General features: G+C 61.0%; 21 protein-coding genes. 6 read left to right on the top strand and 15 right to left on the bottom strand.

Going from position 1 to position 19,968, the window contains the following annotated elements; translation table 11 throughout:
• The first annotated feature begins 139 nt into the window (after positions 1-139).
• The 3 genes from BM438_RS04815 (at position 140) to BM438_RS04805 (ending at position 2,828) form a co-directional block, all read left to right on the top strand.
• Positions 140-1,126 carry an alpha/beta fold hydrolase gene (locus tag BM438_RS04815; protein WP_093633159.1) on the top strand — a complete coding sequence of 329 codons (987 nt, stop codon included), beginning with the start codon at positions 140-142 and terminating at the stop codon, positions 1,124-1,126.
• A gap of 90 nt (positions 1,127-1,216) precedes the next feature.
• Positions 1,217-2,338 carry a sensor histidine kinase gene (locus tag BM438_RS04810; RefSeq protein WP_093633158.1) on the top strand — a complete coding sequence of 374 codons (1,122 nt, stop codon included), beginning with the start codon at positions 1,217-1,219 and terminating at the stop codon, positions 2,336-2,338.
• A 1-nt stretch (position 2,339) separates the two neighbouring features.
• Positions 2,340-2,828 carry an SRPBCC family protein gene (locus BM438_RS04805; protein WP_093633157.1) on the top strand — a complete coding sequence of 163 codons (489 nt, stop codon included), beginning with the start codon at positions 2,340-2,342 and terminating at the stop codon, positions 2,826-2,828.
• Positions 2,829-2,850: 22 nt separating this feature from the next.
• Here BM438_RS04805 and BM438_RS04800 read toward each other — a convergent pair whose 3' ends face one another.
• Entirely contained in the window at positions 2,851-3,417 is a 567-nt protein-coding gene (locus BM438_RS04800; protein WP_093633156.1) for a cysteine hydrolase family protein, read from the bottom strand.
• 126 nt (positions 3,418-3,543) lie between these two features.
• Entirely contained in the window at positions 3,544-4,875 is a 1,332-nt protein-coding gene (locus BM438_RS04795) for an aminotransferase-like domain-containing protein (RefSeq protein ID WP_093633155.1), read from the bottom strand.
• 90 nt (positions 4,876-4,965) lie between these two features.
• Here BM438_RS04795 and BM438_RS04790 point away from each other — a divergent pair, with 90 nt between their 5' ends.
• Positions 4,966-5,562, top strand: a complete 597-nt coding sequence (locus BM438_RS04790; RefSeq protein ID WP_093633154.1) for a DJ-1/PfpI family protein — start codon at positions 4,966-4,968, stop codon at positions 5,560-5,562.
• Positions 5,563-5,618: 56 nt separating this feature from the next.
• Here BM438_RS04790 and BM438_RS44640 read toward each other — a convergent pair whose 3' ends face one another.
• The 5 genes from BM438_RS44640 to BM438_RS04765 form a co-directional block, all read right to left on the bottom strand.
• Positions 5,619-6,350, bottom strand: coding sequence for a hypothetical protein (locus BM438_RS44640; protein WP_143131648.1), 732 nt, complete (start codon positions 6,348-6,350; stop codon positions 5,619-5,621).
• A 194-nt stretch (positions 6,351-6,544) separates the two neighbouring features.
• Entirely contained in the window at positions 6,545-6,865 is a 321-nt protein-coding gene (locus BM438_RS04780) for a DUF4148 domain-containing protein (protein WP_093633152.1), read from the bottom strand.
• Between the two features lie 188 nt (positions 6,866-7,053).
• A complete protein-coding gene (locus BM438_RS04775) occupies positions 7,054-8,046 on the bottom strand; it encodes an asparaginase (RefSeq protein WP_093633151.1) in 993 nt (330 codons plus the stop codon).
• A 34-nt stretch (positions 8,047-8,080) separates the two neighbouring features.
• On the bottom strand, positions 8,081-9,331 hold the full coding sequence (locus tag BM438_RS04770) for a D-amino acid dehydrogenase (RefSeq protein WP_093633150.1): 1,251 nt from the start codon (positions 9,329-9,331) through the stop codon (positions 8,081-8,083).
• Between the two features lie 168 nt (positions 9,332-9,499).
• Entirely contained in the window at positions 9,500-10,579 is a 1,080-nt protein-coding gene (locus BM438_RS04765) for a GlxA family transcriptional regulator (protein ID WP_093633267.1), read from the bottom strand.
• Positions 10,580-10,898: 319 nt separating this feature from the next.
• Between BM438_RS04765 and BM438_RS04760 the strand changes: the two genes are divergently transcribed.
• Positions 10,899-12,023, top strand: coding sequence for a branched-chain amino acid ABC transporter substrate-binding protein (locus BM438_RS04760; RefSeq protein WP_093633149.1), 1,125 nt, complete (start codon positions 10,899-10,901; stop codon positions 12,021-12,023).
• Between the two features lie 87 nt (positions 12,024-12,110).
• Here the strand turns inward: BM438_RS04760 and BM438_RS04755 are convergent, their stop codons facing one another.
• Positions 12,111-13,142: an NAD(P)H-quinone oxidoreductase gene (locus BM438_RS04755; protein ID WP_093633148.1), complete on the bottom strand. Its 1,032-nt coding sequence runs from the start codon at positions 13,140-13,142 to the stop codon at positions 12,111-12,113.
• A gap of 151 nt (positions 13,143-13,293) precedes the next feature.
• On the opposite strand from BM438_RS04755, the gene BM438_RS04750 reads away from it, so the two are divergent.
• The gene (locus tag BM438_RS04750; RefSeq protein WP_093633147.1) at positions 13,294-14,178 is read left to right on the top strand and encodes a LysR family transcriptional regulator; all 885 of its coding nucleotides are present in this window, start codon (positions 13,294-13,296) and stop codon (positions 14,176-14,178) included.
• Positions 14,179-14,192: 14 nt separating this feature from the next.
• Here BM438_RS04750 and BM438_RS04745 read toward each other — a convergent pair whose 3' ends face one another.
• The 7 genes from BM438_RS04745 to BM438_RS04715 all read right to left on the bottom strand — a co-directional run bounded on the left by BM438_RS04745 (position 14,193) and on the right by BM438_RS04715 (position 19,927).
• The gene (locus tag BM438_RS04745; RefSeq protein WP_093633146.1) at positions 14,193-14,654 is read right to left on the bottom strand and encodes a MarR family winged helix-turn-helix transcriptional regulator; all 462 of its coding nucleotides are present in this window, start codon (positions 14,652-14,654) and stop codon (positions 14,193-14,195) included.
• Between the two features lie 245 nt (positions 14,655-14,899).
• Positions 14,900-15,172, bottom strand: coding sequence for a hypothetical protein (locus tag BM438_RS04740; protein WP_093633145.1), 273 nt, complete (start codon positions 15,170-15,172; stop codon positions 14,900-14,902).
• Between the two features lie 69 nt (positions 15,173-15,241).
• On the bottom strand, positions 15,242-15,688 hold the full coding sequence (locus tag BM438_RS04735) for an OsmC family protein (protein ID WP_093633144.1): 447 nt from the start codon (positions 15,686-15,688) through the stop codon (positions 15,242-15,244).
• A gap of 110 nt (positions 15,689-15,798) precedes the next feature.
• The gene (locus BM438_RS04730; protein WP_093633143.1) at positions 15,799-16,245 is read right to left on the bottom strand and encodes an Ohr family peroxiredoxin; all 447 of its coding nucleotides are present in this window, start codon (positions 16,243-16,245) and stop codon (positions 15,799-15,801) included.
• Between the two features lie 216 nt (positions 16,246-16,461).
• Positions 16,462-18,282 carry a sensor histidine kinase gene (locus tag BM438_RS04725; RefSeq protein WP_244179246.1) on the bottom strand — a complete coding sequence of 607 codons (1,821 nt, stop codon included), beginning with the start codon at positions 18,280-18,282 and terminating at the stop codon, positions 16,462-16,464.
• Complete coding sequence (locus BM438_RS04720) at positions 18,279-19,370, bottom strand: ABC transporter substrate-binding protein (RefSeq protein ID WP_244179245.1); 1,092 nt, start codon at positions 19,368-19,370, stop codon at positions 18,279-18,281. Before BM438_RS04720 ends, BM438_RS04725 begins: the two co-directional genes overlap by 4 nt.
• 293 nt (positions 19,371-19,663) lie before the next feature.
• Positions 19,664-19,927 carry a hypothetical protein gene (locus BM438_RS04715; protein ID WP_093633142.1) on the bottom strand — a complete coding sequence of 88 codons (264 nt, stop codon included), beginning with the start codon at positions 19,925-19,927 and terminating at the stop codon, positions 19,664-19,666.
• Positions 19,928-19,968 lie beyond the last annotated feature (41 nt).

The following is a 19,968-nucleotide window of genomic DNA, read 5'->3' as shown; positions in this document are numbered from 1 at the left end:
AACGCAAGTTTAAGCGGACTTGATATTATCGGTCGATCTCAATCTTGAGAAAATTGGCTGAGCATAACTGTACATAACCATCGGCCAGAATAAGTGTGCCGCCGAACCCATCAAGCATAAAAAGAATACGTTGAACGCCATGAAACTTTATAAAGTCGCGGTCGCACTGGTTGTTGTGCCGATCATCGCGCTGGTTGCCGTATTAGGCGGCGCGGATCTGATCGCCCATAGCCGCGAGCGGGACATCGCGCGGAGCGCGGCGCCGGCCGGATCGCGCTTCGTGCGTGCCGCGGACGTGGACATGCTGATACAGGAGCGTGGTCCCGCTAGTGGCCCGCCGATCGTTTTCATTTCAGGCATGGGCGCCTGGAGCTCGACATGGCTTCCGACCATGGATTATCTCGCTCAAGCCGGCTATCACTGCATCGCGTTGGATCTGCCGCCGTTTGGGTACACCAGCCGGCCCGCGGACAACACATACGACACAGGCCACCAGGCCTTGCGTATTCTCGGGATGCTCGACACGCTGAAGCTTTCGCGGGTAATTCTCGTGGGTCATTCTTTCGGAGGACGGGCTACGGTCGAAGCATTGATGGCCGAACCCAAGCGATTTAAAGCGGCGGTATTGGTGGACGTTGCGCTCGCTATCGATCCGCCGCCAGCCGAACGTGGCTTGCTCGGCAGCCTGATTGAGGTACCGGCCGTGGCGCGGCCCGTGATTGCCGCGACGGCGACCAATCCGTGGCTCACCGGGTGGTTTCTGCGGAAATTCACCTCACGTCATGACGCGCTGACGGCTGACCGGATTGCCGTCTATCAGCGACCGCTTTCTGTGGCGGGGACAACGCAGGCGTATGGCTACTGGCTGGATGCATTCGTCAATGATCCAGGGCTCAGTAGAAGCAGTCGCTCGCCGGACTACGCGTCACTGAGCATGCCGGTCGAGGTGATCTGGGGGAGGACCGATGGTGTAACGCCCGTTAGCGAAGGATTGCGCCTGTCACGACTGTTGCCCGACGCACGCATGAACGTGTTGCCGGGAATTGGGCATATACCTCATATCGAGGACAATGGCGCGTTCAATCGGGCGCTTGAGGGCTTCCTCGTCCGTCTGCAGGGCGTTTAGGGGCCTGATAGAGTCAAAGCAGCTATTTGTGCGTAATATAAGTTCAGCGGATGCGCCATACTGTCTCTTTCGGCTTCTTTGAGGGCAAACATGCGATTGGCTGACTTCATCCTGCGCGACATGGAAACGATTCTGGTGCAGTGGGAGACGTTCGCCGCCACGCTGTTGCCGGCAGCCGTGGACATGAAATCGCTCGCCCTGCGAGACCACGCGCAACAGATTCTGCAAGCCGTCGCGAAGGATCTGTCGACGGCCCAGACCCGGGAAGCGCAAGCCGAAAAGTCGATGGGGCGGGCCCCCATACTGATCGGGGCGCCAGAGACAGGTGCGCAGACGCACGCCCTTCTGCGGGCGCGAGGCGGGTTCGACATTAACCAGTTGGCTGCTGAGTATCGCGCCTTGCGCGCGAGCGTCCTGCGTCTCTGGATGGACGAATGCCAGCCCGAAGCGCCACATCCGGATGATGTGATCCGGTTCAACGAGGCCATCGATCAGGCGCTTGCCGAATCGGTCGGGTATTTCAGCGCCCAAGTCGATCAGGCTCGCAATCTTTTGCTTGGCATGCTCGGGCACGACATGCGCAGCCCACTTCAGACCATCCTGATGACGGCCCAATATCTGGCGGCATTGAACGCCGGGGAGCAGGTATCCGTAGCGGCATCCCGTTTGATCAGAAGCGGCGCCCGCATGCAGGCGCTTCTGAACGATATGCTTGATTTCAATCGAACCAGGCTGGGTTTAGGGATCAATATCGCGCCGACTGATGCCGACCTGGAGAAACTGCTTGCCGACGAACTCGACACGTTGCGGGCAGCGCACCCGGACCGTCAGATCGATCTGGAAGTGGAAGGGGACTGCCGGGGTGTTTGGGACGGCCGCCGTCTGCAGCAGTTGCTCGGCAACCTTGTGTTGAATGCAATCAAATACGGCGCGCCGGACGCGCCCGTGCGAGTGGTCGTGATCGGCGAAGAGCGGAACGTACGTTTCGAGGTGAGGAACCGGGGACCTGTCATCGATGAAACGACGCTGCATCGGATCTTCGACCCGCTCCAGCGCGGCCTGCATCATGAAGACTCATATAACGCCGACGGCAACCTGGGGCTCGGACTGTATATCGCGCGCGAGATTGCCAAGGCCCATGGCGGCGAGATCGAGGCACGCTCCGACGAGGCAGAAACCGCGTTCGCGGTGCGCCTGCCGCGTCTTCAATAACTTGCGGACGGCCGAATACCGCTTTTCCACCATTTGGCGCATCGATGCGCCAGTGCAGGAAGTTTGGGCGGCAATCCAGGATTCGGCGCGCTGGCCCGAGTGGTGGAACAACGTTGAGCGCGTGGATCAGCTGGAGGCCGGTTCAGATCAGGGCGTGGGCGTCGTACAACGCTATACGTGGAAAGGCCGGCTGCCCTATCGCCTCGTGTTCGACATGCGAGTAACGCGCGTCGACCCGTTGGTCGCGCTGGAGGGGGAGGCCAGCGGCGACGTCGAAGGCGCCGGCCGGTGGAGCTTTTCAACCGACGGACGCAACCTGACCGTGGTCCGATATGACTGGCGCGTGCGTACCACCCGCGCATGGATGAACGCATTGGCACCGTTGTTGCGACCGGTTTTCCAATGGAATCACGATGCAGTGATGCGCGAAGGCGGGGCGGCGTTAGCGCGTCGGCTGGACGCGCGGCTGCTTGGCATCGAGCACGGTTGAAGCCGGCGCGGACGTCGAACGTCTAGGCGAGCAGCAGTAACGCATCCGCAAGCGACAGCACCGTGGTGCGCGAATCGAATGCGGTAGAGAACAGGTGTTCATGTACCACCTGATCCGGGTCGTAACAGCAATCCTTGACCGTGTACAGGCGGAAGTCCGCGTCGCTCGCATATGCCACCGACGACAGCACGACACCGGTCGATGCAATGCCGACCATAATCAGCGTATCGACACCTTGTGCGAGAAGTCGTGCCTGCAGACCGGTGCCGAAGAACACGCTGGCGCGATGCGTGATGATGACGGGTTCACTGGCCTGCTGGCCTAACTCTGGCGAAGGCCGGTCGTCGACGAATAAGCCGAGTTGCTTGATTCCCTGCCCATTCTTGTTCAATGGGCTGACTTCCGGATAACCCGGACTGAACCGGAGGTTGGCGAAATAGACGCTGACGCCTTTGGCCCGCGCCGCATCGCATAGCTTGCGCGTATTAGCGAGCAAGACCGGCGCGACCGATGGAAAGAGCCCGAGAATGTCAGTCTGATAATGCATGACGACAAGCGCGGTTTGCGCCGGCACGATTTCTGGATTCATGATTGACGCCGCCTATTAGCCGTTCTCAATGCTACTGCCTCCATTTACACGTTCTCCTTTATATCGATCGTTAAGCTCTTTGACCAGCGACTCCTGTCTGTCGGATTGCACCGCCGCATCCGTGCATCAGTAGGTCTGGTCGGCAACGACACGAGCCACCGTCTCCAGTGACTGCTTTAACGTGGACAGGCTGACGGAGCCGAGCGCCAACCGGATGGCATGAGGCACATGCGCTGACGTCGCGAACGGATGGGCCGTCGACACGGAGATGTGTTCGCGCATCAACGCCATTGCGATCGCGTCTGCCCGAACCTCCTGCGACAGAGGAAGCCAGACGAAGTACGACGCGGGATGGCTGATCCGTTTCAGCCCGCGCAGGACTTCAGCGGCAATGCTTTGGCGCTGTGCGGCATCCCGCCGTTTGTCGGCCTCAAGCCTGGCTACGGTGCCGTCCTCGATCCAGCCGCAGGCGATAGCCGTCATGGTCGCGGGGGTGTTCCAGGTCGTCGCTCGGATGGCCCGTTCGAGCCTTGGAACCCATTCGCGCGGGGCACAGACGAAGCCGACGCGCAGCCCGGTCGCGACACTCTTCGACAAGCTCGATACATAGACTGTCGTCTCTGGAGCAAGCGCTGCCAAAGGCGGCGGGGCGCCTTCCGCCAGGAACGCGTAGGCGGCGTCCTCGATGAGCATCAGTCCATGCTGCCGGGCGATGGCGACCAGCTCGCGACGCCGCGTTGCGCTCATCACCCAGCCGAGCGGGTTATGGAGCGTCGGCATCGCGTACACGGCGCGTACTCGCCGCCGCTTGCATAGTGCCGCCAATGCATCCAGATCCGGGCCGTTCCCGGCGGTAGGAATGGGGGCGAGTTCCAGCCGGTTGACCTCGGCGGCGAGCTTGAATCCCGGGTACGTCAAGGCATCTACGGCCACCACGTCGCCGGGCTCGAGCAGGGCCATGGCGATTGTTGTCAGCCCGTGCTGTGCGCCGCTCACGAGCAATACGGTTTCAGCCGGTACCGCCAGTCCCCGACTGGTCAGGTGGCGCGCCACGGTCGCCCGCTCGTGCTCTCGCCCGCCATGAGGCTGGTATCGAAGCAGCGTCTCCAGGTCGCCTGCAGCGGCGAGCTGGCGCAACGCCGCGCGCAGAAGGTCTCCCTGATCCGGCAACGAGGGATTGTTGAAACTCAGATCCACTGTGTCAGCGCTCCAGGCTTGCAGATCAATACCTTGACCGCGCGGGAGCGCCTCCTTGACGAACGTGCCGCGACCGGTTTCGCCGCTTACCAGGCCCATCGCTTGCAGCTCGGCGTAGACGCGCGTGGCCGTGACCAGCGCCAGTCCTTCTCGAGCCGCGAGATCGCGGTGCGTTGGCAGCCGCGTGCCGGGACGCAGCCGCCCCGCGCGGATATCGGCCGCGAGACGGTCAACCAGTTGCTTGTAACGGGGCTGAGGCATGCCTGAGCGTATCCATGACAATTATTTGAATGTATTGATTATCGGTTCTACGATGGCGCAATACAACGTCTCCACTCGCACGAGGCCCCCATGCACATCGCTATCCTGACCTTTGAAGGTTTCAACGAACTCGACTCGCTGATCGCGCTCGGCATTCTCAACCGGGTCAAGCGGCCGGGCTGGCGCGTTTCGATCGCCAGTCCGACGGACAAGGTTCGTTCGATGAACGGTGTGATGATCGAGGCACAAGCATCGCTGAAGGACGCATGCGACGCGGACGCAGTGCTGGTGGGGAGTGGGAGGCTGACCCGGGATGTCGTCGCTGATGGCGCGTTGATGTCGCAACTGAAGTTCGACCCGACGCGCCAGTTGCTGGGCGCGCAATGCTCGGGAACGCTGATACTTGCCAGGCTGGGCCTGCTGGACGACGTTCCGGCCTGCACGGACCTGACCACCAAACCTTGGGTCGAGGAGGCGGGTGTGGCCGTGCTCAATCAGCCGTTCGTGGCGAAGGGAAACGTCGCGACAGCCGGCGGGTGTCTGTCGTCACAGTATCTGGCAGCCTGGTTCATCGCGCGTCTGGAAGGTGTCGAGGCTGCACGTAGCGCGATTCACTATGTGGCGCCGGTGGGGGAGAAGGAGGTCTACGTGACGCGCGCGATGGAGAACATTTCGCCGTTCCTCTAATGCGCAAAGGGTCTCGACTTGGGCGGACCCGAAAGACCACCCGTCATTTCGTTACCCTAAGCCGTAGTCGACACCAGGCTCCCAACCGTTTGCATATGCGAATGTCCCTTGAGGTTATCCGCGAGCGTCTGCACAAACGACTGCAACGACGTGCCCGAGTTGCTATCGCCGAGTGAGCTCAACAGAGACTGAAAATCCGTCTGTAGCGTCGACGCCTGCGAAGAAGACGAAGAAGAATCGCTGCTTGCATCCGAAGTACTGGACGCGGTACCTGAGCTCGTCGTACTGCTGGACCCGAGCTCCTGGGCGAGCGCATTCAGCGCGCCGCCAATATCCCCATAGGAAGAACTCGCGATCGAACTCGTCGAGCCGCTCGTGCTATCAGACGTGGAGCTATCACCGTTGCCCGTTTGCTGAAGCGATCCTAGTGCCTGAAACAACGCACCGAGAAAGGCCTGCAGCGCGCCGGAAATTGTGCTCGTTGACGACGAATCGCTCGCCGAGGAGGTGGAAGAGGCTGCGGTGGTGGACGAGTTCGAAGAAGCCGTCGTACTCGACGTGCCCGAAGTAGCCGTGGTCGACGACGTGCTGCCCGTGCTGCCAATGCCAAGCGCCGACAACGCCGCCTCGAGTGCCGACAACAGCGGATTCGAGTCCGTCGAACTGGTCGATGAAGACGAGGAGGACGACCCCGTTTCGCAGCCGCCGCCGCCGGCCGAGCGACGAGTGGCGCCGACAGAAAGCAGGCTCGTGCCGGTTTGTGAACCACTTACACTTTGTATGCTCATGATGTTTGACCTCCTTACGAGTTGAGCATTTAGAGTAAGCGATGACAACACTTCCAAATGCCTGGTAAGGGGTGGATTCACCCGCCATCTCGGCTATCGGTAAGGCGCGGAAAGTTTTCGCTCGGAAATAGTCGTCCTTTCAACGTGCTACTTCGTTGACGTCAATTTGAAAATATGCAGACAGCACCCGCACCTTACGGCGTGGGCTTTGCCTGCCCATTTTGGCCTGCGTTCATCATCGCGTCTCTTTCCGCCCGGTGTTTGGCGGCAACCTTCTCTTGCGCAGCCTGTATATCGGCAGGGTACGAACCGTCGTCACCCTGGGATGGGTCGTAACCCGCGGCCTCCAGCTCTTCGAGTTCATGCATAACTTCCGCACGCGTGACTTGATGGGGTGCGGGCTCCGGCATGGCTTGCGCAAAGACGCTCGCTGAACTTGCCATCAGCACGGCTCCTGCCATCACGAAGCTGAGTAATGGCGAGGCAGTACGCCGATTCGACGAATCCGATTTCATGTTGGTACTCCTTGTGCCTTGCGGGCGAAAGAATGACGGACGTTCACTGAGCCGTGTTGTCCGTGGCAGATGCGTTCCGCTGCGCTCGAAGCTCGCGCGCTTTGAGCGTGCTCACCTTGCAAGACTGCACGCGTGTGCCAGTTATTCCCTCATTCGCCTGAAGGCAGTGGAGAGCAGGAGGATGCGCTTCAGTAGCGCTCGAAGGCGACTTGCAACGCTTGCATGTCGTCCGTTTGGGTGAGTGCGAGCGTCAGAAGGATGCGGGCTTTTGGAGGGATCTGATCTTCGACGGTGAGCCAGCCGTATTCGTCGTCGGGTCGTGCGCCATTGCGTAGCACGATTCCATTGCCGGTACGCGATGCGCGCACCACGTGAACCCCGTGTCGGGCAGCGTTGCGCAGCGGCTCGATGAGATGCTCCGCGACGTTGCCGTTGCCGGTGCCCACATAGATCAGCCCTCGCGCGTGCGCGGCGATTGCCTCCACTGCGTCGGGGGCGAGCGCGCCGTACGCATAGACGATGTCTACTTTGGGCAATGCCCCAAGCGTATCGATCGACCACGGCGTGTCGAGCGTATGGGCACGCCATGGGCGACGATAGTAGCGCGGCCGGCCTTCGATCACATGGCCAAGCGCGCCGTAAGGTGAACGAAACGCCTCGAGCTTGATGCTGTTGCTCTTTACGACGTCCCGGGCAGTGTGGATCTCGTCATTGGCGACGACCAGTGTGCCGATGCCGCGCGAGGATGGATGCGCAGCTACCGCTATCGCATCGTAGAGATTCAACGCCGCGTCGGAACTCATTGCCGACGGCGGCCGCATCGAGCCGACCACGACGACGGGCTTCGCACTCTTGAGCGTGAGATGCAGAAAGTACGCCGTTTCCTCGATCGTATCGGTACCGTGCGTGATCACCACGCCATCAACGTCGTCCTGCGCGAGCAATCTGGAAACGCGCCTGCCGATTGCAAGCAGATGCTCGTTGTTGAAATTCTCGGAGCCGGTTTGCAGCAACTGCTCCGCTCGCAAATTCGCCAGCTCGGATGCATGCGGAATCGTGCGGAGAATCTCATCGATGCCGAGTACTGAGCATAGGTAGGCCGATGTGTTGATGGCGGCTTTGCCCTGGCCGGCAATGGTGCCACCTGTACCGATAACGACGATGTTGGCCTTTTCTGTCATGCGAAGTCGATGATGTTTTGAAGGGGGAGCGGCATCAATGCGAAAGGGCAAATGCGCTGCGCAGTTCCTGGCCGTTGCTGCCTGCCAGCCACTGCGCCAGCAGCGCCGCCGAACCCGTCGCAAGTGTGAAACCGAGCGCACCATGGCCGACGTTGAGCCACAGATTGCGATAGCGCGTCGGTCCGACGATCGGCGTGCCGCGTGGCGTCGCGGGGCGTAAGCCGATCCATTCGCTACCCATGGAAGATCTGGCGACGTCGGGGTACATGGCAGCCGCCTCCGCTCGCAGCGTTGCAAGACGTGAGCGATCAGGTTCGAGCGAATAGCCGTCGATATCGGCAATGCCCGCAACGCGCAACCGCTCGCCGAGCCGGGCATAAACAACCTTGCGGCTAAAGTCGGTGATGCTCACATGGGGCGCGGCCGTCTGTGCTTGCAGGTCGAACGTCAGGCTGTAGCCTTTGAGCGGATAGATCGGCACACGGATGCCGATCGGCTTCAGTAGCCGTGCCGCAGCCGAGCCTAATGCGACGACGACATGGTCGGCCGCGAGCGGCGCACCGTTGCTCCAGGCTTCAACGCTACCGCTTGCTGTAAGCCTCAGGCAATCGATCGATGTGTTCATCAGGAAGTGCACGCCGCGAGCACGCAGCAATGCTTCGAGGCTCTTGCAGAAGCGTTCGCAATCAGCCGTGTCTTCGCTCGGCGTATGGATGCCGCCCGCGAGAAATGGACGCAGATGCGCGAGCGTCGGTTCGAGTTCGACGCACGCGTCGGCGTTCAGCGCCTTTTGTTCGCAGCCGAGCGTGTGCTGGAATTCAAGCAGCTTGACCGCGCTCTGCATCTCGCTCGCATCACGATGCAGCACGAGCTTGCCCGAACGGACGAAGTCGAAGTCGAGCGCCGGTTCGGCGGCGATCAGTTCGTGGATCAGGATCCGGCTCAGGAACGACAGCGACAGCAGTTTGCGTGTCGTGAATTCGCTTTGTTCACGCGTGCATGCCGACAGGAATTCGAAGCACCAGCGCCACTGTTCGGTGCTCAGCTTCGGGCGGAAACGCACCGGTGAATCCCCGCGCGTGAGCCAGCGCGGCAGCTTCGAGACCACACCGGGGCCGGCGAGCGGCGCGACATAGCTATACGACAACTGGCCGCCGTTGCCAGAACTGGTCTCGCTCGCTACGTGCGGATGCCGGTCCGCGACCGTTACGTCGTGGCCGGCGCGGCTCAGGTAATACGCACTCGACAAGCCAATGACGCCCGCACCGAGGATCAATATCCGCATACAGCTGCACTCGCTTTTTCGTGTGTTTGCAGGGAGGCCATGTGCCGCGGGTGCGTCGTCAGCCCTTTGACCGGACTGTACGGCGCCACCGATGCGCCGAATTGCATTGATCTGCCGGAAAGTAGAAGAATCGCGACAGGCTTGCGGATAGCAGGGCGGCGGAATGGATCAGGCGGCGGCCGCGCCACGCGATGCGCGCAGCTTGCCAGGCGTCACGCCGTACGCCTCGCGAAACACGCGGATGAAATGCGCAGAGTCCGCGAAGCCGCATTCGTAGGCGATATCGGTGATCTTGCGCGCCGTATTGACCAGCATCCAGCGCGCGTAACGCAGTCGCATCCGCCGGTAAAACTCGTTTGGCGATGTGTTCATCTCGGTCGCAAACGCGCGCTCGAGATTGCGCACACTGGTGCCGATCATCTTCGCAATGACCACGATGTTCAACGGTGCTTCGAGGTTCTCTTCCATCAGCAGCACCGCGTGACGCACGGTTGCATCTTCCACCGACAGGTAGCCGAGCGCCGCGCGCCGCTCGACGAACGAGGGGCCGCCCTGGCGGCTAACCGTCATCTGATGGATCACTTTTGACGCACGGTCAGGCCCGCAGTGCAGGCTGATCAGGCGCGCGGCCATCTCGACCACGGAAATGCCGCCCGCGCAGGTAATGCGCGTGCCGTCGATCAGGTAATCGGCGTGGGTCACGACGCGCAGCGCCGGGAACATGTGCCGGTAATCGTCGAGGTGAAAGCTGTGCACGCAGGCAACATGGTCTTCCATCAGGCCGGCACGCGCCAGAACGAAGCTGCCCGTGCACATGCCGATGAGCGGAACGCCCGCCTCGGCAGCCTGTTTCAGATAGTCCCAGTAGCGCCGGTCGACTTGATCGAGGTGGGGAAGCAGGCCGCCGATCACGACGAGATAGTCGAATTGCGCGACATCTGGAAACGTGGACTGCGCCTGCACTGGAATGCCGCAGCTCGCTTCGACCGATTCGCCCTGTGCGCCGACGATAGTCCACAGGCAGCGTAGCTGACGGCTCTGGTCGCCGCGGTCCGCTGCGTGACGTAGCGCGTCACACAGGCCGCCCAGCGAAAGCATTGGAAAGCGTGGCCACAACAGGATGCCGACGCTCAGTTCCGCGCCTGAACGGCTCGGGCGCGCCTGAAGCGTGCGCGGTAGCGCGTCCAGTTGTTCGACCAGTTGGTGAGCAGTCTGGGTTACCTGACTGGAATTGTCGGCAGTGGTCATGCGCGAACTCGAGGGCGGATCGCCCAGATTATACGGCGACGCCCGGCGAATCAGTCCGAGGCGGCCTTGCCGCAATTCTTCTATTTTCCGGCAGATCAATGCAATCCGGGCGCATTGTGGCTGCATAAATTCAAACCCGCTAACGAACGACGCCGCACTGTGGGGTGCGAACGATCCGGCGAAGGCAGGCACACCGTCCGCATTGCTGGCACAAACGGCCGCGTGTTTCCGATCGGCGGGCGGCCGTTAGCGTCCGTTCCGACCATTACAACTTCTTTTCGGGTGAAGCATGAGCACAAGCACAGTCTTGGGTCGCGGTATGGCGACCGTCTGCATTCTGGGAGTATCGGCGGCCGCTGCAGTGGGCGTCGCCCGTGCCGATGAGATGGTGAAGATCGGCGAGGCCGCACCCGTGACGGGGCCGGCCTCGTATCTCGGCAAGGACACCGAGAACGGCGCCCGGCTCGCGATCGAGGAGATCAACCAGACGGGCCTCGTGATCGGTGGAAAGAAGGTGACGCTGGTGTTCGATGCGCAGGACGATGCGGGCGACCCGCGTCAGGCCACCCAGGTCGCACAGAAGCTGGTGGACGACAAGGTCGTCGCGGTGGTCGGCCACATGCAGTCCGGCTCGACGATTCCGGCGTCGAAGATCTATAGCGATGCAGGCATCGCGCAGGTGTCGCCGTCCGCGACGAATCCCGCCTATACGCAGCAGGGCTTCAGGACGGCGTATCGCGTGGTCGCGACCGATGCCCAGCAAGGGCCAACGCTCGCCGACTATGCGGCGAAAACGCTGAAAGTCAAAACGGTCGCCATCGTCGACGACTCGACCGCATACGGCCAGGGTCTTGCCGTGGAATTCGAAAAGCAGGCGAAAGCCAACGGCATCACGGTGCTGTCGCACGACGCGAGCACTGACAAGGCCGTCGATTTCCGTGCGATTCTCACCAAGATCAAGGGCGAAAAGCCGGACGCGATCATGTATGGCGGCCTCGACGGCACGGGCGGTCCGTTCGCGAAACAGGCGAAGCAGTTGGGCATGACGATGAAAGTGCTGGCCGGCGACGGCTTGTGCGCCGACGATCTCGCGAAACTTGCGGGCGATGCGGCCGACAACGTAATTTGCTCGATCGCCGGCGCGCCGCTGTTGAAGATGAGCGGTGGGCCGGCGTTCGTCGAGCGCTACAAGAAGCGCTTCGGTTACGCGCCGGTTCTGAACTCACCGTTCGCGTACGACGCGGTGGGTGTCATCATCGATGCGATGAAGCGCGCGCAATCAACCGAGCCGGCAAAAATCCTTGCTGCCATGCCGGCGACCGATCATCAGGGCGTGCTCGGAGAAACGCAGTTCGATGCGAAGGGCGATCTGAAGCACGGTGTGATTTCGCTCTACAAATACGTCGGAGGCAAGCAGGCGCTGCTCGGCGTTGTGGAGCAATGAGCGGATTTGCGGGTTGTGCTTTGCCGAGCGCTTAAAGTTACCTGTCAGTGCGTGGAAGCGCCCGGCATTTACTGCACCACGCAATCTTCAGCCAATAAGATCGGCACCTGTCGTCAAGACAATCTTTCCAAAGTGGGTGCCGGAGTCGATCAGCTCGTGAGCGCCGCGAGCGTCGGCCAGTGCGAAGGTCTTGTAGACAACCGGTTTGATCTTGCCACTCTCGAAGTGCGGCCAGACATGCTGCTCGAGTTCATTGACGATAGCCGCCTTGTCCGCGGAGGTGCGCGATCGCAATGTCGAGCCCATATGCGTCAGACGTTTCGTCAGCATCGGCACGAGGCTAAGATCCTTCGCCGGTCCCTTGATCACGCCCACCTGGAGGATCCGTCCGTCCATGGCTGCGGCCTCATAGTTTCTCGCCACGTAGTCGCCGGCAATGATGTCGAGGATCACGTCGACCCCTCTTTCATCGGTAAACCGCTTTGTTTCGGCGACGAAATCTTCCTCGCGGTATTCGATCGCGAGGTCTGCGCCGAGCGCCAGACTGGCCTCCCGATGTGCCTGCGAGCCCACGGTCGTGATGATTTTCGCCGCACCGAATGCCTTCGCCAGCATGGTCGCCGTGGTACCGATGCCTGACGCGCCGCCGTGGATCAACACCGATTCGCCGGCAACCAGCTTGCCGCGCTGGAACAGGTTCAGCCATACCGTCATGAACGTTTCGGGCATGGCGCCCGCTTCCACCAACGTCAGGCCTTTGGGGATATGCATCGTGTTGCAGGCGTGCGCGACGGCATATTCCGCGTAGCCGCCGCCGGGAATCAATGCGCACACCAGGTCGCCGATCTGGAATTGGGACGCGTCGGCGCCGACGGCGACCACTTGACCTGCCACTTCCAGCCCCGGAATGTCCGACGCGCCGGGGGGCGGATCATACAACCCTTTGCGCTGGAAAACGTCTGGGCCATTCACGGCAGCAGCGTGGATGCGAATCAGAACCTGATCGGCGTCCGGCACCGGCACCGGGCGCGTGGTCGGCACCAGGACCTCAGGACCGCCGGGCTGTTTGATTTCAATCGCCGTCATGGTCGACGGCACACGATAAGTTGAAGCAGACATGGATACCACTCCTTCGATTGATGAGGCTCGATTGATCCGGTCGGATCACTTTGCGAGGAACTCTTGCGTTCAGTATAGGCATCGACATTGATGAATAAACGCAGCATTATTCATGTGGTGAGATGCAAATTTGCATCAGGAGGGTGGCACGATGAACTGGGACGACGCGCGAGTGTTTCTCGCGGTGGAGCGCGAAAAAACGCTCCGTGGAGCGGCGAGAACGCTCAATCTCGATCAGGCGACGGTCGGCAGGCGGATTGCGGCGCTGGAGCACGCCCTGCGGGCAACGCTCTTCCTGCGTACTTCTGAGGGTTACGCGTTGACTGCGGCAGGGGAGGCCGCGCTGAGATCGGCGGAAAAAATGGAGCACTCCGCGCACGAATTCGTCAGACGAACTCAGGGCACGGATACACGGCTCGCGGGGGATGTAAGAGTCACCAGCACGGACTCGATCGCGCTCGATTTTCTGCTGCCCGCCATCGAACGCCTGCATGCTGCGCATCCCGAAGTGCGGGTCCTGCTGGACACGTCGACACGCATGCTGAATCTGGCAAAGCGTGAAGCGGATATCGCGGTCCGGTCAGTCAGGCCGGACAATCCCGATCTTGTCGCGCGGCGCCTGGCGCGCTGGCCTATGGCGCTCTTTGCATCGAACGCGTATTTCGAGCAGCACGGCAGGCCCGTTCCAGGCTCCGCATTCGAGGGCCACGATCTTGTCGTCTATCAGGGAAGCTGGACCGGTAATCGATCGCCAACTCTTGCCGGCGAACCGGTACACGCTGGGCGCATCGTATCGACCTTCAATTCCAGTCTTATGCTGCGTACCGCGGTAAGGGCCGGCATCGGTATCGGTGAGCTTCCGATCCATCTGGCTGAACGGGACGGCCTCGTGCAGCTATGGCCGGAACCCACACGTGGGGCGGTCTATGAAACCTGGCTCGTTACGCATCAAGACCTTCGGCATACCGCGCGCATCGCAGCCATGATTGACGGCATCGTCTCCGCGTTCGAAGATCCCACGACCCACGCAAACTAGTCACGCACGAGCGCTCATTCGTCGTCCTGGACTGACTTGATCAGATTGTTTCGTAAGGTAACGATCGCCTTCTGCATCTTCTCGAACTCGTCGGGCGCGAGGCCCGTTGCTTCGACGAGGTCCATTTTCAGGGCCTTTTCGCGCAAGCGTCGTCCGCTTTTCGTCAGACTGACACGCACCTGACGTTCGTCTTCTGGATCGCGCAGCCTTTCCAGATAACCCATTACCTCAAGCTTCTTCAGGATCGGCGTAAGCGTGTTGGATTCGAGAAACAGTTTCTCGCCCAGTCCGCCGACGGTCTGATGGTCTGTCTCCCACAGCGCAATGATCGTGATGTATTGCGTGTAAGTGAGCCCGAGTTCCTCGAGTATCGGCTTGTACGCCTTGCCGAACGCCAGGTTCGCGGAGTAGATCGCAAAGCACAGATAGTCGGAGAGCATTCGATTTGCGGGTTCAGGTTGGTCGATGGATTTCATCTGTATCCTCTTTGGCTGGAGCCTGATGTTTCACAAGACGTACGAAGCGATATGTATCGTATGCGATTATATCGCAATGTGGTGAAAGTCGGACTGCTGCCTTATAGCGTGCAACTGGTGGTCAATTTCACCGGCCCGCTATTTCGCATCGTAGAGGTCTTGCGGCGGCGCCCTCCCTGGCGCTGTGGTCGCCGCGCATGAGCAACGGAAATGCGCGACGGCCCTGCGGCGAGAGGGCACGCGATCTAGCGATGCGCGTACAGGCTGTCGCGCGGCGTCACGGCGACATGGCTGCCCGCCTGCGAGAGTCCGGCGACTATGCCGCCATATGCCTCTTGCGAGCCAGTTACGTCGTCGCGTTCGGTAGCGACGGTTCGCGCGGTCTGACCGCTTTGCGACGCCGGTGCGCCGACCGAGGGCTTGTAGAACGGGGCCGGTCCATAGCCGCTGGCGAACGCGGGTGCGGTGGCGAATGCCGAAACGGCGACGAGCAGTGCAACGATGAGCTTGGTCTTCATGATGAGAATTCCCTAACAAGATGTTCAGTGAAGGCACGTGCGTGAGCGAATTGCACGTGCCTTGGTGGATTACGCGGTGACGATGTTTGTCACGATTTCGATGTTGCCGTGCACAGACTTCGAATACGGGCAGATCTGATGGGCGAGGCGCGCGACTGACTCGACGACTTCCTTGTCCAGACCCGGCACGCGGATTGTGAACTCGGCGCCGAGGAACCATGCGGGACCGGTCTGCCCAACGTTTACCTGGATGTCCACGGAATAGTCGGACGGCAGCGTGACCTTCTTCAACTGGGCCGCAATGCCGAACACGGTGGTGTAACAGGCCGACCACGCGCCCGCAAACAACTGCTCGGCTCTCGGGTGCGGCTCGGTGGCGATGAACTCGAGGTTTTCAAGGCCGGGCGCCGTCAGCTTGAGGTCGAACACGCCAAACTCGCCGCGCTGGAGATTGGGGTCGCGATTGACCGTGGCGTGGCTGTTGCCTGAGGCGAGGACTTTTTCGATCTTTTCCATGATGGATTCCTTGGTGAATATGGGTGTTAAGCGTATTTAATATGTATGCGATATAATCGCATACGATCAATATGAGGCGGGAACTGGTGGGGTTCGTGTGCCTTGTCCGGTCACGCCGTGATGACATTCAGGCCGACCTCGATGTTGCCGTGCACGGCCTTCGAGTACGGACAGATCTGATGCGCCAGGTGCGCGACTGCCTCGACGGCTTCCGTCGCCAAACCCGGCGCGCGGATAGTGAACTGGGCGCCGAGGCAATGACCGGCGCCGACCGACCCGATGCTGACCTGGATGTCCACGGAGTAGTCGGACGGCAGCGTGACTTTCTTCAGCGAGGCCGCAATCTCGAACGCGCTGATATAACAGGCCGACCACGCGCCCGAAAACAACTGTTCGGCTCGCGGGTGCAGCTCGGTGGCGATGAACTCGCGGCTTTCACCGTCAGGCGCTGACAGCTTGAGGTCGAGGACGCCGAGCTCGCCGCGTTGGACATTGGGGTCGCGATTGATCGTGGCGTGGCTGTTGCCTGAGTGGAGGACTTGGTCGATCTTGGTCATGATGGATTCCTTTGAGAATAAGGGTGTCAAGCTGATTTAAATCGCATGCGATGTAATCGCATGCGTCGCATGATGAGGGAAAGGTTTGAGGATGTCAATCGCAAAAGATTTAATCGCATGCGATGTTTTAATAGGGGAAGCGAAAACTCTGCGATAGCAGCCTGCGGCGAGCCCGGCTGCCCGTGACATTTCACGCCACAGGTGTGCTGGTCCGGATTACGTGACAATCACGGCATCATCCCGAACGAATAGCCGCACGACAGAACCGGAATCGGGCGTGCTCTCGATGAACAGCTTCGCGTCGATCAGCCTGGCGCGCTCGGCCATGCCCTGCAGTCCGTACGAGTAGCCGGCCCGTGCGGTAACCATATCGAAGCCTCGGCCGTCATCGCAGATGGTCACCTCGACACCCGCTTCGCTGTTGACCAGGGTCACATCGACACGCGACGCACCGGCATGACGGGCCACGTTGGTCAGCGACTCCTGCACGATACGGAATAGCGCTGTGGCGCGGAAATCCGAGAAAGTCGGTTCGGAACCCGTGACGTTGAAGTGACAGGGAATGTGAGTATGGCGGGTGAAATCCTCCGCGAGCCATTCCAGCGCGGAGGCGAGGCCGAAATTCAGTGCGACTGGCCGAAGGTGACTGGCCACATTGCGCACGATCTTGATGGTTTGTTCAACCAGATCGCGCATCTGTTCGGCTTTTTGCATGGCGGCGGAACCTGTCGTCAGTTGCATCCTCAGCAACGACAGGTCCATTTTCAACGCGGTCAGCAACTGGCCGAGTTCGTCGTGAACTTCCATCGCGATGTGCTTCCTTTCCTCCTCGCGAATGGCTTCCAGATGCGCGGACAACTGCTGCAGCTGTTCGCGCGACGCCAGCAGTTCCAGCTCGGTCCGCTTGCGCACCACGACTTCGAGTTCGAGCTGGTCGCGATGGCGTCGCAGGCTTTCCACTGCATGCTTGCGGGCCGTCATGTCGGTCAGCAGGCCTTCAAGTCCCCTCAGGCTACCGTCGTCGCCTGTCGCGCCTCGTGCGTTTAGCTGAACCCAGATGGGCGTGCCGTCGAGACGCTGTAACTGCAGTTCGAGCCCCACGATCTCACCCTGCGTGCGCAGAATTTCGAACAGGGTTGCAATCTGCTCCGGCGAGAACGGCTGTTTGTGGGCGGCGCTCGCGGCGGCCTCGATCAGGTCGGGCACGTCACGATAGCCGAGCAGTTGTGCCATTGCCGGATTGGCTTCATCCAGTTGCCCGTTCCGATCGAGCAGGAAGATACCCTCGAGGGCATTCTCAACGATGCTGCGGTATTTCCGTTCACTGGCGCGCAGACTTACCGTCGATTCCTGAAGGCGGTCAGCCATGACATTGACGCGCAAGGCGAGCCGGCCTAACTCATCGCCCGACTCAACTGTGCAGCGCGCACGAAGGTCGCCGCTCGCGATACGGTCGACCATTTCCTCAAGACGGTTGATCGGGCTGCGCACCATGCGCTTGAGGAGCAGGAAGGTCGCGGCGTAGAGCACGGCAACGACGGCCGTGATCATGGCGAGAATCGCCCGGCGGGCGTCGCTGATCGCCTGTTCTGCCACCGCCTTCGTCAGGACGACACGAACCTCGCCGATCTTTTCCCTTGGCGCATTGCCGGGTGGGGTGTATTCAATCGCCCTGACACGCACCACGCTGTCGGCAGGTTTCGGCTGAACGGCTTTCCCCGCGGTGGACACTGTACCGTAGCCCACCGCGGTGACGGTGAATTGGGCCACTTCGGGATTCGGCGCGAGCGCGGCAAGCTGGCCGTTGATCGCGCCCAGATCGATGTTCCACAAAGGTTGCGCGAGCGATTGGCTGAACAGGTCGGCAATCCGGGTGGCACGCTCCTCCAGCGCAGTGAGCCGGCGCTGCCGTTCGTGCGCGACCAGCGCATACGCCGACGTGCCGGCCACGATCGCGACAAGTATGACGAGCGCCAGCATCAGCTTGGTGTGCAAACTGGGCGAGGGCAGCGCGAGCCGTGGGGACAGACGCATCATGAAGCCCTGGACGCCGTGTCCAGAAGATATTGGAGATTGAAATCGTAGGGGCCCGGACGCGGGGACCGGGTTTTCGAGTACTGGCCAAAGTCGAGTATCGCTCCGCTCCGGAAAACAAGGTCGGCATAGCGGGGGGCGTTCTCGCGATGGATCACGGTCAGAAAGTCGAGCTTCTGGCGCAGACCTCCGTTCGTGGCAAAGTCGTTGCCCTGATTGTGATCGTGCAACAGAACCATCGCCCAGGCACCGAGGAAGTAGTCGCCAGCCATCATGGCAGCGAGGCTGCCGTCAGCCACCTTGGCCAGTGCCTCCTGCAACGCACCTATGCCGCCTACCAGAACGCGCGCATTGCGCGCTTTGACGGCGTCCAGCGCCCCAAGCGTCATCGCGTCGTTGGCGGCCCAGATCACATTGGCATCCGGATACCGGGCGAGAAGCACGCGTGCCTTCTGATCGCTGTCGGCATAGCTCCAGTCGCTGAAGACCAGTTGGCAGGTGTGCGCATTCGAGGCGTGAAACAGGAAGTCGTCGACACCGGCGGCGCGCTCCAGCGAGACCGGCGTGCTGGGGTCTCCCGTAATACCGATCACCTGCGCCCCGTGCTGGCCCAGTTGTTGATACAGAAATTGCATCAGCCGGTACCCAGCGCGCTCGGCGTTTGCCGTCACCGTGCCGATCCAGTTCGGGATCAGTTCCCGTTCATTGCCGACCGCGTGGCGCTGCTCAGACGTCAGGTCGTTGTGGATGAGCAGCACCTTGGCCGGCGAGCGCGCCAGTGTTTTGAGCATCTGCTGTGCGGCCATCTTTTCGTTGACGATGACGACGTAGTCCGGCGCGTCGGCGCGTCGCGCAACTTCTTCTGCCTGGCGCTGCATCAGTAGGTGGTCACGTTCCGCGTACAGCACCTCCAGTTGCATATCGAAGGTGCGCGCCGCCATTGTCATGAATCGGGAGACCAGTTGCCAATGCTGTCCCGTACCGCGTCGCACAGCCTCGCCGGGGTTGAGGAACACCACACGCGGCGCGCGCGTCGTGGCGAAAACGCGGCCGGACACACCGGTCAGGCCGGCATACGCGCAGGTGAGCAACGCTTGCCTACGATTCATAAGACCATTCACTTGATTGCCGTCGGGACGCGCGGTTGCGCGCCGTGCAAGGATCGCGGTCAGGCGACGGACACGGCAATGCACATTCTACGTGCCAGGCTGGCGTTGGCAATATTCGCCCGGGATAGACCGGCTTTCGTGATATTGCTTTGAACGGGAGATTGCGGCCTGAATCGACCGCTCACGTTTCTGATGGCAATCTGCTGCTGCCTTCTGTTTTCGCAAAAAAAACGGGCCGCGGCCCGTAACAACAGTTCGGTTGCTATGCGATGCTGTTAGCACTCGCCCTTTTTAGCGTGTCCGGGAGGGCAGTGGCCATGATCACCATGGTGGTGGTGATGTTCCTCCCATTCCTGGCGTTCCCAGTAGCGATGACCGTCGTAGTATCTGTCCCCATGCCAGCCAATGACAACTGGTGCCTGGGCGACCACTACGGGGGCAGGCGTGCCGATATTGACGTCTACGTTAACTGCATTGGCCACGCCGGATAGGCCAATTCCCAAGCTCGCGACCAACGTTGCCAAGAGAGGATATTTCATGCCGTACTCCAAAATAGAATTCTATGAATGCACTTGGCCTG

This window comes from Paraburkholderia aspalathi, assembly GCF_900116445.1.
Taxonomy (GTDB): Bacteria; Pseudomonadota; Gammaproteobacteria; order Burkholderiales; family Burkholderiaceae; genus Paraburkholderia; species Paraburkholderia aspalathi.
The sequence above is the reverse complement of the archived record's forward strand: the minus strand, read 5'-3'. Positions and strand labels throughout refer to the sequence as shown.

Coding starts and splice junctions, on each gene's coding strand:
- BM438_RS04815 (WP_093633159.1), top strand. CDS start 140: ATGAAACTTTATAAAGTCGCGGTCGCACTGGTTGTTGTGCCGATCATC.
- BM438_RS04810 (WP_093633158.1), top strand. CDS start 1,217: ATGCGATTGGCTGACTTCATCCTGCGCGACATGGAAACGATTCTGGTG.
- BM438_RS04800 (WP_093633156.1), bottom strand. CDS start 3,417: ATGAATCCAGAAATCGTGCCGGCGCAAACCGCGCTTGTCGTCATGCAT.
- BM438_RS04795 (WP_093633155.1), bottom strand. CDS start 4,875: ATGCCTCAGCCCCGTTACAAGCAACTGGTTGACCGTCTCGCGGCCGAT.
- BM438_RS04790 (WP_093633154.1), top strand. CDS start 4,966: ATGCACATCGCTATCCTGACCTTTGAAGGTTTCAACGAACTCGACTCG.
- BM438_RS44640 (WP_143131648.1), bottom strand. CDS start 6,350: ATGAGCATACAAAGTGTAAGTGGTTCACAAACCGGCACGAGCCTGCTT.
- BM438_RS04780 (WP_093633152.1), bottom strand. CDS start 6,865: ATGAAATCGGATTCGTCGAATCGGCGTACTGCCTCGCCATTACTCAGC.
- BM438_RS04775 (WP_093633151.1), bottom strand. CDS start 8,046: ATGACAGAAAAGGCCAACATCGTCGTTATCGGTACAGGTGGCACCATT.
- BM438_RS04770 (WP_093633150.1), bottom strand. CDS start 9,331: ATGCGGATATTGATCCTCGGTGCGGGCGTCATTGGCTTGTCGAGTGCG.
- BM438_RS04765 (WP_093633267.1), bottom strand. CDS start 10,579: ATGACCACTGCCGACAATTCCAGTCAGGTAACCCAGACTGCTCACCAA.
- BM438_RS04760 (WP_093633149.1), top strand. CDS start 10,899: ATGGCGACCGTCTGCATTCTGGGAGTATCGGCGGCCGCTGCAGTGGGC.
- BM438_RS04755 (WP_093633148.1), bottom strand. CDS start 13,142: ATGTCTGCTTCAACTTATCGTGTGCCGTCGACCATGACGGCGATTGAA.
- BM438_RS04750 (WP_093633147.1), top strand. CDS start 13,294: ATGAACTGGGACGACGCGCGAGTGTTTCTCGCGGTGGAGCGCGAAAAA.
- BM438_RS04745 (WP_093633146.1), bottom strand. CDS start 14,654: ATGAAATCCATCGACCAACCTGAACCCGCAAATCGAATGCTCTCCGAC.
- BM438_RS04740 (WP_093633145.1), bottom strand. CDS start 15,172: ATGAAGACCAAGCTCATCGTTGCACTGCTCGTCGCCGTTTCGGCATTC.
- BM438_RS04735 (WP_093633144.1), bottom strand. CDS start 15,688: ATGGAAAAGATCGAAAAAGTCCTCGCCTCAGGCAACAGCCACGCCACG.
- BM438_RS04730 (WP_093633143.1), bottom strand. CDS start 16,245: ATGACCAAGATCGACCAAGTCCTCCACTCAGGCAACAGCCACGCCACG.
- BM438_RS04725 (WP_244179246.1), bottom strand. CDS start 18,282: ATGATGCGTCTGTCCCCACGGCTCGCGCTGCCCTCGCCCAGTTTGCAC.
- BM438_RS04715 (WP_093633142.1), bottom strand. CDS start 19,927: ATGAAATATCCTCTCTTGGCAACGTTGGTCGCGAGCTTGGGAATTGGC.